The sequence below is a fragment of the Staphylococcus sp. KUGN1 genome (assembly GCF_045984185.1).
Lineage (GTDB): Bacteria > Bacillota > Bacilli > Staphylococcales > Staphylococcaceae > Staphylococcus > Staphylococcus warneri_A.
On record NZ_JBJQIL010000002.1, the window covers coordinates 24,416 to 38,803 of the forward strand.

The 14,388-nt window shown below is 32.3% G+C and carries 16 protein-coding genes; 2 read left to right on the forward strand and 14 right to left on the reverse strand.

Features of this window, described 5'->3' with window-relative positions; translation table 11 throughout:
* Positions 1 to 56 precede the first annotated feature (56 nt).
* Complete coding sequence (locus ACJQQZ_RS06465; protein ID WP_107533055.1) at positions 57 to 1,064, reverse strand: NADP-dependent oxidoreductase; 1,008 nt, start codon at positions 1,062 to 1,064, stop codon at positions 57 to 59.
* Between the two features lie 125 nt (positions 1,065 to 1,189).
* Between ACJQQZ_RS06465 and ACJQQZ_RS06470 the strand changes: the two genes are divergently transcribed.
* Positions 1,190 to 2,188, forward strand: coding sequence for an LLM class flavin-dependent oxidoreductase (locus tag ACJQQZ_RS06470; protein ID WP_002450487.1), 999 nt, complete (start codon positions 1,190 to 1,192; stop codon positions 2,186 to 2,188).
* Between the two features lie 111 nt (positions 2,189 to 2,299).
* On the opposite strand, the gene ACJQQZ_RS06475 is transcribed toward ACJQQZ_RS06470, so the two are convergent.
* The 9 genes from ACJQQZ_RS06475 to ACJQQZ_RS06515 form a co-directional block, all read right to left on the reverse strand.
* Complete coding sequence (locus ACJQQZ_RS06475; protein WP_002450488.1) at positions 2,300 to 3,160, reverse strand: alpha/beta hydrolase; 861 nt, start codon at positions 3,158 to 3,160, stop codon at positions 2,300 to 2,302.
* A 105-nt stretch (positions 3,161 to 3,265) separates the two neighbouring features.
* Entirely contained in the window at positions 3,266 to 4,678 is a 1,413-nt protein-coding gene (gene lacG / locus ACJQQZ_RS06480; protein WP_145505384.1) for a 6-phospho-beta-galactosidase, read from the reverse strand.
* An 18-nt stretch (positions 4,679 to 4,696) separates the two neighbouring features.
* Positions 4,697 to 6,418: a lactose-specific PTS transporter subunit EIIC gene (locus ACJQQZ_RS06485; protein WP_145505388.1), complete on the reverse strand. Its 1,722-nt coding sequence runs from the start codon at positions 6,416 to 6,418 to the stop codon at positions 4,697 to 4,699.
* Between the two features lie 5 nt (positions 6,419 to 6,423).
* Positions 6,424 to 6,735 (reverse strand): PTS lactose/cellobiose transporter subunit IIA, encoded by a 312-nt coding sequence (locus ACJQQZ_RS06490; protein ID WP_002450492.1) that lies wholly within the window; start codon positions 6,733 to 6,735, stop codon positions 6,424 to 6,426.
* A gap of 31 nt (positions 6,736 to 6,766) precedes the next feature.
* Entirely contained in the window at positions 6,767 to 7,738 is a 972-nt protein-coding gene (lacD, locus tag ACJQQZ_RS06495) for a tagatose-bisphosphate aldolase (RefSeq protein WP_145505391.1), read from the reverse strand.
* Between the two features lie 3 nt (positions 7,739 to 7,741).
* Positions 7,742 to 8,674, reverse strand: coding sequence for a tagatose-6-phosphate kinase (gene lacC, locus ACJQQZ_RS06500; protein WP_145505394.1), 933 nt, complete (start codon positions 8,672 to 8,674; stop codon positions 7,742 to 7,744).
* A gap of 12 nt (positions 8,675 to 8,686) precedes the next feature.
* The gene (gene lacB, locus ACJQQZ_RS06505) at positions 8,687 to 9,202 is read right to left on the reverse strand and encodes a galactose-6-phosphate isomerase subunit LacB (RefSeq protein ID WP_002450495.1); all 516 of its coding nucleotides are present in this window, start codon (positions 9,200 to 9,202) and stop codon (positions 8,687 to 8,689) included.
* Between the two features lie 17 nt (positions 9,203 to 9,219).
* The gene (gene lacA / locus ACJQQZ_RS06510; RefSeq protein WP_002450496.1) at positions 9,220 to 9,648 is read right to left on the reverse strand and encodes a galactose-6-phosphate isomerase subunit LacA; all 429 of its coding nucleotides are present in this window, start codon (positions 9,646 to 9,648) and stop codon (positions 9,220 to 9,222) included.
* 275 nt (positions 9,649 to 9,923) lie between these two features.
* Positions 9,924 to 10,679, reverse strand: coding sequence for a DeoR/GlpR family DNA-binding transcription regulator (locus ACJQQZ_RS06515; protein WP_002450497.1), 756 nt, complete (start codon positions 10,677 to 10,679; stop codon positions 9,924 to 9,926).
* Between the two features lie 262 nt (positions 10,680 to 10,941).
* On the opposite strand from ACJQQZ_RS06515, the gene ACJQQZ_RS06520 reads away from it, so the two are divergent.
* Positions 10,942 to 11,670, forward strand: a complete 729-nt coding sequence (locus ACJQQZ_RS06520) for an NAD-dependent protein deacylase (protein WP_002450498.1) — start codon at positions 10,942 to 10,944, stop codon at positions 11,668 to 11,670.
* Positions 11,671 to 11,725: 55 nt separating this feature from the next.
* Here ACJQQZ_RS06520 and ACJQQZ_RS06525 read toward each other — a convergent pair whose 3' ends face one another.
* The 4 genes from ACJQQZ_RS06525 to rplM all read right to left on the reverse strand — a co-directional run bounded on the left by ACJQQZ_RS06525 (position 11,726) and on the right by rplM (position 14,373).
* A complete protein-coding gene (locus ACJQQZ_RS06525) occupies positions 11,726 to 12,445 on the reverse strand; it encodes a MerR family transcriptional regulator (protein ID WP_002450499.1) in 720 nt (239 codons plus the stop codon).
* The gene (locus tag ACJQQZ_RS06530; RefSeq protein WP_145505397.1) at positions 12,424 to 13,338 is read right to left on the reverse strand and encodes a DUF2268 domain-containing putative Zn-dependent protease; all 915 of its coding nucleotides are present in this window, start codon (positions 13,336 to 13,338) and stop codon (positions 12,424 to 12,426) included. Before ACJQQZ_RS06530 ends, ACJQQZ_RS06525 begins: the two co-directional genes overlap by 22 nt.
* Positions 13,339 to 13,523: 185 nt before the next feature.
* Positions 13,524 to 13,916 carry a 30S ribosomal protein S9 gene (gene rpsI, locus ACJQQZ_RS06535; RefSeq protein WP_002450501.1) on the reverse strand — a complete coding sequence of 131 codons (393 nt, stop codon included), beginning with the start codon at positions 13,914 to 13,916 and terminating at the stop codon, positions 13,524 to 13,526.
* A 19-nt stretch (positions 13,917 to 13,935) separates the two neighbouring features.
* The gene (rplM, locus tag ACJQQZ_RS06540) at positions 13,936 to 14,373 is read right to left on the reverse strand and encodes a 50S ribosomal protein L13 (protein WP_002450502.1); all 438 of its coding nucleotides are present in this window, start codon (positions 14,371 to 14,373) and stop codon (positions 13,936 to 13,938) included.
* Positions 14,374 to 14,388: the final 15 nt, after the last annotated feature.

Consider the following 14,388-nt stretch of genomic DNA (forward strand, 5'->3'; position numbering starts at 1 on the left):
ATCACCTCAAATTGGTTTAAATTAAACGATCTACCTCGTTATTAATATATACTTTTTTATTCAGGGTCTGCTACTTTAATCACTTGCTTCCCAAAATTGTCACCTGTAAAAAGATTTCTAAATGCTTCTGGTACTTTGTCAAACCCTTTAGCCACAGTTGTTTGCGTTTTTATTTTATCTTCACGAACCCATTCTGCTAATGCTTCACTCGCATTTTTAAAATCATTTGCAAATTCGGCTACCAAGAAACCTCTCATCATAGCTTGTTTTTTAACTAACGTGCCTTGTATTCTTGGACCAATGTCGTCTTCAGGGTGATTATATGAAGAAATAGCACCACACACAGGCACACGTGCAAAGCGATTAAGATGTTTAAATACTTCATCTGCAATAGCTCCACCAACATTTTCATAATATACATCCACGCCATCTGGTAATGCTTGTGCTAAATTCTCAGCGAAATACTCATCTTTGTAATCAATACCGGCATCAAAACCTAATGTATCAGTTAAATAATTGACTTTATCAGGTCCACCAGCGATGCCTACCACACGACATCCTTTGATCTTAGCAATTTGACCTACCACAGAACCTACGGCACCTGAAGCTGCTGAAACAACAACTGTTTCACCTTCTTGTGGACGTCCAATATCTAATAAACCATGATAAGCTGTTTGGCCTGGCATACCTAGTACACTTAAATACAATTCAAGTGGTACTTCTGTAGATGGCACAACATTAACTTTGTCACTAGTAACTGTATTATATTTTTTCCAAGGTAGCATACCTGTAACGATATCGCCTTCTTGGAAACCATCCGCTTCTGAAGTAGTTACTTGAGCAACGATATGACTTATAATTGGTTGTCCTACTTCAAATGGTTGAACATAGGAGTCACCTTGTGACATTCTACCTCGCATATACGGATCAACTGAAATATACAATGTTTTTAATTGTATCTCACCACTCTGTGGATCTTTAGTTTCTATTTCTTCGTATTTAAATGTATCGTCCTGTGGCATACCATCAGGATATTTATTAAAAATAATTTGTTCATTATTCATCGAATCATCCTTTTTCAATTTATTAATACTACCATAATACCTCAGTTCAAGATGTCGCAATCATTTCGTCTGAACTGTATAATATGAATCAATAAATGAGATCAAAATTGGAGATGCATTCAATTATGAAACTAAGTATTTTAGATTACGTGCCTATTTTTGAAAATAGAAATGCTTCTGATGCACTGAATCATAGTATCGAATTAGCACAACTTGCAGAACAGTTGGGATATGAAAGATATTGGGTAGCAGAACATCACCAAGTTTTATCAGTAGCATCAAGTGCACCAGAGATGATTATGATGTCTCTGTTAGAACAAACGAATCATATACGTATTGGAAGCGGTGGTATCATGATGCCACACTATAGTCCATATAAAGTAGCAGAACAGTTTAAAATTATGGAAGCACGACATCCAAAACGTGTAGATTTGGCTTTAGGTCGCTCTAAAAGCTATCCAAATGTTTTTGCAGCATTGAACGAAAATAAAAATCAACCACTACAATTCGAAACTCAATTAAATGACTTACAAAAATATTTTACTGATGAAGTTACTAAACCACATCGATTTCAAACTTTAATTGCAACCCCACAAATAGATAGTTATCCTGATATGTTTATACTCGGAATGAGTGAACGAAGTGCGAAACTTGCAGGTAGAATAGGCTTACCTTTTGTAATAGCGCAAATGGGACAAGAACCACAGCAACTTCAAGCGGCTATTGAAACATATAAATCTACTATATATCAACACTATGGGGAACAAGTAAAACCATATGTTATATTAGCAACCTTTGTCATTACCGCAGAAAATCAAGACAAAACTAATCAATTACTAAATGCCTTTCATTTATGGTTAATACGGATTTTTTATGCTAATCAACCTAAATCTTATCCTTCAATTGATACAGCTAAAAATCGACAATGGTCTGATAGAGAACTTAAGAAGATGTCATCCAACGCAAACCGTGTGATTAGTGGGTCACCTTATCAAGTAAATGCTCAGTTGAAACAACTAAAAAATGATTATAATGTTGACGAAATAATGATTTTGCCACATGTATATGGAGAAGCGAATCGAAAAAGGCTATTAGAATTAGTAATGGAATACTGTGAATCATAAGAAACTATACAAATAAAGGTACAATATCCAACTAAGTTACATTATCGTTTCTTTCAATCTATAAATGAAAAGAAATACTCGATTTGAACGTATGGAAATTGTACCTTTTAATTATTTAGACCAAAGAAATTCTATTATTTCATTGGCTACTTGTTTATTTTCATGTAATTGGCTATGTTGTGCTGACTTTCCAATATATTTAGATTCTTTATAACTACTCACCGAATCTCCTATTAAATATTTTAAAGATTGAGATGAAGCATTTGAAACACGCCCATCAGAATGTGTTCCATCTTTTAAGTCTCCAAATATATTTAATACTTTAATATCTTTATTTTTATAACTATCTTTAAGAGATAATAATGCTTTGTAATTATCAGTCATTTTACTTGGCTTACCATTATGATCAACCGTAATTTCATTTACCTTTTCATTTAAATTTAAAACGCCATTGAATGTCCCAGCAATATTAACTTCTTTATTTAATTGAGGTACGTCTTTATCTGTACCATACATTTTCATAAAGTATGCAAATGATAAATTCCCCATTGAGTGACCTACAAAATTATACTTTTCAATCTTATATTTTGATTTAAGGTTTGCTAATACATTTTTAATATTTTTAGCGTTTTGTTCTGTGTCACCATTTTTATTATCTTCCATCTCTACCTTGATTATAGGATTGACAGCATTGTCTTTTAGATTCCCTTTAAAATTGACATTTCCATTTTTAGATACCCTAGCTGTGATGACATTATTAGTTACACCTTGCTTTACAGCTTGATTTACCATATATTTTTCTGAGTTTGCACTCCCACCATAACCATGCACAAATATTGTACCAGTATATGATTGTTTAAAATGTTGTGTATCTACTTTCGTTGCATGTTGTTGACGTACAACTATCGCTAATGCGACTATAATCAATGCGATGATTAAAATACTAATCATTAGTAGCCATTTTGACTTCATCAAATTACCTCTTTTTCATATATTTCATTCAGTATATAGTATTTTTTCAAATCACGCACATAAAAAACAAGGTGCATCAAGATGACACACCTTGTAAAAAATACTTTATTTGATTTCTCTTGTTTCAGCTAATTGTTTGTACCAATAAGCACTTTTCTTTGGATAACGTTCTTGTGTATCAAAATCTACATAGAATAATCCATATCGTTTTTCATAACCATTTGACCATGAGAACACATCCATTAATGACCATAAGAAATAACCCTTAACATTAGCACCATCTGCAATTGCATCTGATATAACATTTAAATGTTGTTTAATATAATCAATACGTGCATCATCATGAACTGTTTTTTCAGATTCTATAAATTCATCTTTATAACCTAAACCATTTTCAGTGATATAGATTTTATGATAATTAGGATAGTCTTTGACAACACGCATAATTTGGTCATATAAACCTTGTGGGTAAATCATCCAATCCCAATCTGTTCTTGGAACATCGACATCAAACTCTCTTTGTCCGACACCTTTTAATTGATATTTTGATCCGCCTTTATCACCAGTTGAGTTATGCGTAATTAGACATTCTCCATCGTAAGCTTTCATCCAATCACTCATATAGTAGTTAATACCTAGGAAGTCATTTAAATCTTTAGCTGCATCTAAAATTTGGTAATCTTCATCTGTGATATCTAACTTGCCACCATTCACAGAAAGTATATGTTGAACACCTTCCATTGTTTCTCTTGAATATTTACCTAAATATGTTGCATCTAAAATAAATTTATTATGAATGATATCTTCTAATTCTGCTGCTTTAACATCTTCTGGATTATTAGGATCTAAAGGATATTTAGTAGGTAATGCATGTACAACGCCAATTTCACCGTTATATCCACCATCTTTAAATAGCTTTACTGCTTTGGCATGTGCCACCATCATATTGTGATGAGATTGAAATACTTTTCCAAAGTCATATGTTATACCTGGAGGAAACTTACCAACTAAGTATTGACCATCACCAATAGGACCAATTTCATTAAATGTTGTCCAGTATTTTACTTCAGGGAATTCTTTAAAACAGAATTCTGCATAATCTACAAAATAGTCAATCGTTTTACGATTTAAAAAGTCACCATCTTTATGAAGTACTTCAGGTGTATCGAAGTGATGTAACGTTACAAATGGTTCTACATGGCGTTTATGACATTCGGCAAATAGTTTATGGTAATATTCAACGCCTTTAGGATTTACGTCACCATATCCATTTGGAAAAATTCTAGACCAGGCGATAGATATACGAATACCATTCACACCAAACTTTTCACTTAATTCTAAATCTACTGGATAACGATGATGAAAATCACTTGCAGGTTCTGCAGTATACCAGTAATTTTCTTCTAAATAAGTATCCCATGCGACACGTCCTTTACCATCCGTTTGAGTTGCTCCTTCAGCTTGATATGCGGCAGTCGCTCCACCAAAAATAAAATCTTCAGGTAATTTTTTAGTCATTATGAAAAACGCTCCTATCTAATCTTCAAATTGTTTTTGTACAAATGCTAGTGCTGCTTGTCCATCACGCGTTAAATTAATATACTCAACACCTTGAGTTTTAACTAACTTGATACCTAATTTGTCAGTGTCTTGTTTGATATCTTCATAGTTTGAAGCCACTTGAGGGGCTAAAATAATCAACTGATAATCTTTCATAATATCCATATGTGCACCGTAGCCACCAGCTGCAGCTTTGACAGGAACATTAAATTCTTCAGCTGCTTTATTTAATGCATTGGCTAATAATCCACTTGTTCCTCCACCTGCACATAGAACTAATACATTTGTTTGTTGTTTAATGTTGTTTGCTAAGTCTGTTGTAGCTTCAGTACCTTTGTTTGAATGTGATGCTAAAATAGCATCTGCTTTTTTAGTATCAAAGTTAGCTGCAACTTTATCTTGTAACTCACTATTACTTTCCTTAATGCCGGCTTCTTCTTCTAGAATTTCATTATCATAAACTTTTAAGAACGGATAATAGATAATGATATCAACGACGATTAATACTACTGCAAGCACGAATGATAACAGTGCAAATTGCGTACCCATGACAATACCTAATGGTGCAGGTGTAGTCCATGGTAAGTTAACTGAGAAACTATTCATTCCTAAAACATCAACGAAGAATTTAAAGATCCATACGTTTACAATTGGTGTTAATACAAAAGGTATAAAGAATACTGGGTTTAAAACTAATGGCGCACCAAACAAGATCGGCTCATTTACACCAAAGAATGTTGGTACAACAGATGCTCTACCAATAGCTCTGTTACGTTTAGATTTAGCTACCCACATAAACATAAATGGAACAACTAATGTAGCACCTGTACCACCCATTGTTACGATAAACATTTGTGTACCAGATGTAATTACATTATTAGCATGTTCGTCTGCTTGAATTAACTTAAAGTTAGCTTCAATATTTGCATATGTAATAGCAGCAATTGCAGGTTCTACGATAGAAGGACCGTGGATACCTACAAACCAGAATAATGCAAAGGCACCAAAGATAATTGTGATTCCAATCCAACCATTAGCTGCTGTAAATAACGGTTCAAATACTTTAAGTACCGCTTCTGCTACATTCGTTTTAATAGTTGCTCTAATTGTTAAATCAATACCATATAATATTAAAATAACTGCTGAAAATGGAAAAATATCTTTGAATACTTGTGAAATATTCGGTGGTACTTCTTTAGGCATTTTGATAGTAATGTCACGTTTAATAAAGAAGTTATAAACAATCACAGTGATAAATGCTGAAATAAAGGCTGTTAATAATCCTTTAGTTCCTAAAAACGCATTTAAAAATCCAACTTCTTTAGCAGGATCGGCTGCTAAGAATAAGAAACCACAGATTGACGCAAGCATAGTTGAAATAAAGTTGATTTGGTTTGTACTTTCTAGCTTACGGTTATACGAATCTGTAAGTGATTTAGCTGTCGTACCAGCTACAAGTAATGCTACAAGTCCCATTGTATAGTTATATGGTTTCATCAAGATGCCTTCCATCTCTTTATCCCATTTGAATCCAAATACATTAGGTACAAAAGCGATTAGTAAGAATAAACTTGAGAATAAGATGACAGGCATTGCTGAAATAAACCCATCACGAATAGCTCTTAAATAAATGTTTCTTGATAACTTTTCAAAAAATGGTTTACCCTTCTCAATCTGGGCAATTAACTTTTTCATCAAGGTCTTCACCCTCTTTTATATAATTCTATTAAATGTGACATGACATCTTTTAATAAAATCGTAGTCATTAAATGGTCTTGACCATGCATCATTGTCACACTATATGCGATATCTTCTCCTTGAGCTTCTTTAGCTAAAAGACTAGTTTGTGCTTTATGCGCATCTGCAATAAGGCTTTTGCCTTCTTCAATTAAAGCTTCAGCTTTGTCGAAATCTTTATTTTGTGCGGCTGTTAATGCTTCTAAAAACTTAGAACGTGCATCTCCCGCAAATGCCACAATTTCAAATCCAATTAATTGTACTTCTTCTCTATTCATGAGCGCTATACTCCCCTCAAATCAATGTCATTTATTTCCAAGATGTTGCTGTTTTAGTAAGTACTTTGTTAAGATCATCGATATTTTTAAATCCAGTTGTACGTAACCACTCACGAGCTGCTGCTTCACCTTGTTCAATATATACTTGAACAGCACCTGCCCATGTAGCACGTCCACAAAGTACACCATTAAATTTGGCACCTGCTTCATGTGCAAATTTTAATGTTTCTTGGAATAATTCGGCAGATACACCAGCACTTAAATAAATGTATGGTAAATTTGTTGCAGCCTCTTGATCTCTGAAATGTTGTGCCGCTTCTTCTTTAGTATAAACAACCTCTCCATCTGCAAAGCCTTCAACATATTTCATATTTACAGGTACCTCTACTTTTAATACATCAACGTTGAAACGAGGTTCAGAGAATAATTTCATAGCTTCATTCACTTTTCTAGGTTTCACTTTTGCAAATTCAACACTACCGTTATCTGCAATATTGTTATCATATGATAGAACTTCTAAGAAGAATGGAATATCTTCTGCAACACATTCTGAACCGATTCTTTCGATATAAGCTTGCTTTTGAATATTGATTTGTTCTTCATCATCAACGTCATAATATAATAAGAATTTAACTGCGTCTGCGCCTTGTTCTTTTAGTCGTTTTGCTGACCATTCAACTAAACAATCTGGTAAGCGGCCTTTAGCATTTACGTCGTAACCAGTTTTTTCATAAGCTAATAATAAACCACACTTTTTATTTCTTGCTTCTGTTGCAGGTAAGCCATATTCTGGGTCAAGTAAGATAGATGAAGCATATTGAGTTAATTCTTCTGCTACTAAAACTTTTAATTGTTCAATTTGTTCAACTGTCGGCTCACCAGTTTGATATTTAGCCATCATACGTTTTAAAGCACCACGTTGGTCAAATGCAAGTGCTGAAATAACACCTTGTTCATTACTTAATTGTGAAATTGCTGCCGTTTTATTTTGAGTTTTTACCATTATTTACACCTCTAATAATTCAATTTGATGATACAAATCATCATAATTATTTAAATTGACATATCCAGTACGTGATTCTTGAGCATTCAACATACCTAATGTATTCGCCTTTTTAAGTAGTTGCTCATCACTCTCACGATTTAACAATGCAGAAGCGATACCAGCTACTGTAGAGTCACCTGAACCAACTGGGTTTAATACTTCGATAGATGGAATATTAACTTTATAGAATTGATTATGATGCTTAGCAAACATACCTTTAGCACCTAATGACACAATAACCCATTCAATATCATTGAAAATGGGATTGTTAAGTGCTTTCTTAAGTCCTTCTATACTTTCATCCACTGGTTGATTTAAAAGTTGATATAGTTCATCTATATTAGGTTTTATGACTGTTGGTTTGAATGACGAGTGTATAGATGTCATTAATGTGTCACCAGAACTATCTAGTATGACTGGTAATTGATGTTCATGACATTTCTCAATAATCTTTGAATAATAATCCTGATTTAATCCTTTTGGTAAGCTACCTGATATGGCTACAACATCTATTTTTTTAATTAATGTATCAACGTGTTTTAAAAAATTAGCCCCTTCTTCTTTACTAATCGTAGGACCTTGTTCTAAAATTTCTGTTTGCTTTCCTTGATGTAGTACTGCAATACAATTTCTCGTTAGCTCATTAATTTTGAAAAATGAATGTTTAATTTGTGAATCGTCTAATTGATTTTCAATAAAATCTCCTAATGGACCACCTAGTAATCCACTAGCAGTAACTGGCTCACCTACTTGACTTAATACACGTGTCACATTAAGACCTTTACCACCTGCTGTTTTATCAATATTTGATCCTCGATTAACTGTATCGAGATGAAACGCTTCAATTGCATATGAAATATCTACTGATGGATTTAATGTTAGTGTTAATATCATATGCGTCATCCTTTAATCGTGATATTCGCCTTTGTCCCATTTTTCTAAAAATTCATCGAAGAAATGAGGATCAGCTTGATCTGCATTATGCGTTTCTAAATGTTTAATTTTTGCAATTAACTTTTCATTTTTTTCTGTTGGTTTATATTTAGCATCGATAAATGCTTCGATAATATCGCACATTAAAAGTTCACCAATGATTTTCCCACCAAAACCAATGACATTTGCATTGAGTTCTTCTTTAGCGTATAGTGCTGATGTCATATCACGTACAAGTGCTGCTCTAACGCCTGGGACTTTATTTACTGCATTGTTTATCCCTACACCTGTTCCGCAAATACAAATACCTAAATCTGCATTTCCACTAGTGACTTGTTCTCCTACTTTTTTTCCGAAGATTGGATAATGTGTTCTTGTAAAATCATAAGTCCCAACGTCAATGACTTCATGACCTTTTGATTTTAAGAATTGTGAAACTTCCATTTTTGTATCAGTTACTATATGATCGCAACCTAAAGCTATCTTCATTTTTTATCCTCCTTTAATTAGCACATTTTATTAAGCATATCTACACGTATTTGATGACGTCCGCCATCATAGTGACCATTAACGAATCCTTTAACTACATTTTTAGCTAAAGTATCCCCTACAATTTCTGAACCCATAGTGATCATTTTTGAATTGTTGTGACCTCTTGTCATATAAGCAGATCTTTCATCCGATACTTCTGCAGCAATCATGCCTTTAATTTTTGTAGCAGTCATAAAGCTACCTACACCAAAAGCATCGATTGCAATTCCTAAATTGTCATCGTTCTTTTGTACTTCTTTCGCTATGGCAAGTGTAGAATCAACGAAATCTAATTCTTTACCTTCTGTTACGTCTAAAACATCGAAATTCTTTTCAACTAGGTATGTTTTAATTAAATCTTTTAAACGTTTACCATCAACATCTGATCCAATAATGATTGTCATAAAAAATCTCCTTTTTGATTTATTAATTAAAAGCGACTTTCAAAAATTAGAGAAAAGGCTTTCAAATCTTCATGTTTAAATTATAAACGTAATCAAACATTAATTCAACATAATATGTTGCTATTTTGTTTGAATTCATAGTTTATTCAAACATTTATAATTAAATTGTGTGATTATCACACATTAATGTTTGGGAAATTGATTAAAACTGTTGAATTTATGAACAAAATAAAAACCTTGAATCGATTGATTCAAGGTTTTTGTTAATTTTAATATTATTCTACGACTTCAATATATGATTTTATTTGATCTAACTTTTCATTATCCGTTACATCCATAACGACTGCTGTCAAGTCATCTAAATGACAAAAAGATGTGAAATCTTCTTTTCCAACTTTCGAATGGTCGATGAGCAAATACTTCTCAATAGAATGTTCTAATGCAAGTTGTTGTGTATATGCTTCATCCATTGAAGAAGTCATGACAACACCATTTTTAACACCATTGCTACTAAAGAACATTTTACTAAAACGTAGTTTTTCAAGTATCGTATTGGCCATTTCACCTACAAATGCTTCGGTCAAATGTCTCATTTCCCCGCCTAATAAGTAGACACGGAAATTAGTGGTTTGTTTTTCTAATAGTATTTTGTATACAGGTAAACAATTCGTAATGACTGTAAGTGAATGATGATTAATCTCTTCTGCTAAAATTTCTACAGTAGTTCCAGGTCCTAAAAATAAAGTATCACCATCTTCAATTAATGAAATTGCTTTTTTAGCTATATACCTTTTTTCTTCCATTTGATGTGTGTGTTTTTCTTTATGTGACATCTCTTTATACTGAAAAGTAGAGTTACTTCGTGCACCACCATGTATTTTCGTCAATATACCTTGGTTTTCAAGTTCTACTAGATCTCTTCTTACAGTCATATCGGAAACATTTAATCCATCTACTATTTCATTGGTTCTCACAGTTCCTTTTTTATTTACTAATTTAGCAATCGCATCTAAACGGTCGTGCTTATTCACTTTATTTTGCCTCCTTAATTAGGCTCTACAATATATTATTGATTGTAATATAATGATATTTAAACATAAATATTACTCACTATGTCTCTACTAATGTTTAACATGCTAGTTTTATGTAAATTCCATCTTATATTGACCCTTTATTAAATTACAGGCGTCTTCAATATCAATAGCTTTATTATTATAATATCATTGTAAAGTGTTTTTGTGATTGAGATAAAGTTAAAGTATAGATAAATTTTTATGAAAATGGGGTGTCTTTTTGAAGAATAAAATTGAATCTTTAAAAAATATACTAAATCAATCTAGTAACATTGTATTTTTTACAGGTGCAGGTGTTTCGGTAGCAAGCGGTGTACCTGACTTTCGCTCTATGGGAGGATTATTTGATGAAATATCTAAAGAAGGTTATTCTCCAGAATATTTATTAAGTCGCGATTATTTACAAGATGATCCAGAAGGTTTTATTAATTTTTGTCATAAAAGATTAATGTACATAGATAAGGCTCCAAATACTGTTCATCAATGGATCGCCCAATTAGAAGATGAGGAAAAATCTTTAGGTGTCATTACACAGAATATCGATGGATTCCATTCGGATGCAGGTAGCAAGCACGTAGATGAGTTGCATGGGTCACTTAACACCTTTTATTGCAATCAATGTCATCAACAATATTCTAAAAAAGACGTCATTGAAAGACAATTAAAGCAATGCGATATCTGCGGCGCAACTATTCGACCTGACATCGTATTATACGGGGAAATGTTGGATCAAAATGTTATAATGCGTGCAATACAGAAAATTGAAAATGCAGACACATTAGTTGTACTAGGCTCTTCTTTAGTGGTGCAACCTGCTGCTGGTCTCATATCCAATTTCAAAGGTGACAATTTAATTATTATCAATAAAGATAATACCCCTTATGACTCTTATGCTTCTTTAGTCATTAATGATGACATGATAGATGTTGTTTCAGAATTAAATAAATAACACAAAAAAAGCACTTCTCGATATTTCGAGAAGTGCTTGATTTACTCTAAACTCATTATGATAAATGATAGTTAATTGCTTGAGAAATATATTCTGTAATATATGGATTTTTGTATCGTTTAAAATAATTATTAAACCTTTCATCATTTTGATATGTATCTGCTATTAAACAAAGCATTTGATTATCAAAAATTCCAATTTGGTTCATAAAATCTTTCCACTCATATACGACATCATACGCATTTCTAGCATTCACTTTATGTAAAGACAGATTATTAAATTTTTGAAAGATTTCTTCAAACTTTTTCATTTTTTCTTCATTAAATAGAGTTTCACCATTAGATATAATGAATTCTTTATAAGTATCTGTATGTCCATATTTTAATTTTGCTTCTTCTCGATATTGCTCTAAAGGTATACTATTTAATTCTTCAATTTCAGTAATTGGAACATCTTTAATATACTTTTCAACTGCACTCTTTGTATTTTCTAAACTTTCTATTTTTCTCTTTAAAATTTCTTTCTGATTTTGTAATATTAATTTCAATTCACTATCATTTTTATTGATAAATTTACTTATATCTTTAATACTCATATCCATGTTTTTTAATAACATTATTTTTTGTAACTTTACTAAATCTTTCTGAGAATATATACGATGATTGCTTTCATTCTTTTTAACTTTTAGTAATGCAATTTCATCATAATAATGTAGTGTTCTTTTGGTTACCCCTGTTATTTTCATAATGTCTTTTAAACTATATTGGTATTCCAAAATGCTTCCACCTCATTTAAAATTTCATTTGCTGACATTATTGTTGCTTTTTCAATACTAGATTTTGTTTTTTCTAAATAATATTTTATTAAGTAATACCCACATGTATAACCAGCAGCGTATGGTATCCCCTTAGATTTGCCACCATATGATTTTGAAATTTCATCACCATATAAATAAGGGATTGATTCAAAAATATTATTAATAGTTAAATTATTCTTTATAAGATTTTTGATTAATTTTTGGTTCTTATTCCAGTCTGTTGATGTTACCCATGGACCTATATAATCTGTACCATATAATGATTCCACAAAATTTTCTGCTAAACCTTCAGCTACAATTAATTCTGCTAATGAACCACCATCCCAATCAACATATTGATATCTAATATTATGATTAATTTCATGAGCAATTGCACTTTTAACTCTACTTAATGTATAATTATTAGGTACTAACGATAAAATAATGTACCCTGGTATGCCCCCATCCCCAACATAATTTTGATTCAAGAACATAGTGGGTTTATTTTCATCACCTAATAAAGCTGTAAATATATATTCTTTTATTTTAGGTTGAACATCAGACATTTCAAATCGATTTATTGCACGCTTTATTGAATGTTCACAATCATTCCAAAAATGCTTATCCATTTCTTTTATCTTGTCTATGTCATTTAATTTAATCTCACTAGGAATAATATGCGATTGTCCTAAATATGAAAATATATCAAAATTATTACTGCTCTCTTTATCAAAAGGTATCTGCTGTATTTGAAACTTCATTTCAAACTCTCTAAGTACTTTCTCTTTAAAATATTTGTTTCGTTTATCTTTTTCCATACTAACAAGTTGTCTGTATACTTCATCAGATCTAATTAATTTTATATTGTACATATGATTTTTACCTCCTTACAACTAACATAAGGGATAACGTAACGTTACTTTCAAGAAATATTTATAATTAATATTAACTTTAAATAACACAAAAAAGCACTTCTCGATGTTTCGAGAAGTGCTTTTTGCTCTATTAAGTGTAAACCAATTGGTTTGCGAACAAGTTCGCAACAATCTTGGCAATATTAACGTTTTGAGAATTGAGGTGAACGACGAGCTTTTTTAAGACCTGGTTTTTTACGTTCTTTCATACGTGGGTCACGTGTTAATAATCCAGCGCGTTTTAAAGAACCTCTGTATTCAGGATCTGCTTCTAATAATGCACGAGCGATTCCGTGACGGATAGCTTGTGCTTGTCCTGTGAATCCACCACCGTGAACGTTAACTAAAACGTCATAGTTACCTTTAGTTTCAGTAACATCGAATGGTTGGTTTAAGTCTAAGATTAATGATTCAAATGGTAAGTAGTCACGTACGTCACGGTTGTTAACTTTGATGTTACCTTCACCTGGTACTAAACGTACACGTGCTACTGAGTTTTTACGACGGCCTGTGCCTTTATATTCAACTTGTGCCAATGTAATTTCCTCCTTCTAATTAACCACGTAACTCGTAGTTTTCTGGTTGTTGTGCAGCGTGTGGATGTTCAGCGCCACCATATACAAATAATTTTTTACCTTGTTTTTCGCCTAAACGACTACTTGGTAGCATACCTTTAATTGAAGTTTCAAGTAAACGTTCTGGGTTAGTTCTTCTTAATTCACCAGCAGAAATTGATTTTAAACCACCTGGGTGATTTGAGTGACGGTAATACATTTTGTCTTGTTCTTTATTACCAGTGAATTGAATTTTTGAAGCGTTGATAATGATTACATAATCACCTGTATCAACGTGTGGTGTATAAGTTACTTTATTTTTACCGCGTAAGATAGATGCTACTTCTGATGATAAACGACCTAATGTTTGGCCTTCAGCATCGATAACATACCATTTGCGCTCAATGTTTGATTCATTTGCCATAAATGTTTGACGCATAATAATTGTCCTCCT

Bases quoted from the DNA above. Each gene is read 5' to 3' on its own strand.
- lacA (WP_002450496.1), bottom strand. From the start codon at position 9,648: ATGACAATCATTATTGGATCAGATGTTGATGGTAAACGTTTAAAAGAT.
- lacC (WP_145505394.1), bottom strand. From the start codon at position 8,674: ATGATATTAACACTAACATTAAATCCATCAGTAGATATTTCATATGCA.
- ACJQQZ_RS06530 (WP_145505397.1), bottom strand. From the start codon at position 13,338: ATGTACAATATAAAATTAATTAGATCTGATGAAGTATACAGACAACTT.
- lacB (WP_002450495.1), bottom strand. From the start codon at position 9,202: ATGAAGATAGCTTTAGGTTGCGATCATATAGTAACTGATACAAAAATG.
- ACJQQZ_RS06470 (WP_002450487.1), top strand. From the start codon at position 1,190: ATGAAACTAAGTATTTTAGATTACGTGCCTATTTTTGAAAATAGAAAT.
- lacD (WP_145505391.1), bottom strand. From the start codon at position 7,738: ATGGTAAAAACTCAAAATAAAACGGCAGCAATTTCACAATTAAGTAAT.
- ACJQQZ_RS06475 (WP_002450488.1), bottom strand. From the start codon at position 3,160: ATGAAGTCAAAATGGCTACTAATGATTAGTATTTTAATCATCGCATTG.
- ACJQQZ_RS06465 (WP_107533055.1), bottom strand. From the start codon at position 1,064: ATGAATAATGAACAAATTATTTTTAATAAATATCCTGATGGTATGCCA.
- lacG (WP_145505384.1), bottom strand. From the start codon at position 4,678: ATGACTAAAAAATTACCTGAAGATTTTATTTTTGGTGGAGCGACTGCC.
- rplM (WP_002450502.1), bottom strand. From the start codon at position 14,373: ATGCGTCAAACATTTATGGCAAATGAATCAAACATTGAGCGCAAATGG.
- ACJQQZ_RS06490 (WP_002450492.1), bottom strand. From the start codon at position 6,735: ATGAATAGAGAAGAAGTACAATTAATTGGATTTGAAATTGTGGCATTT.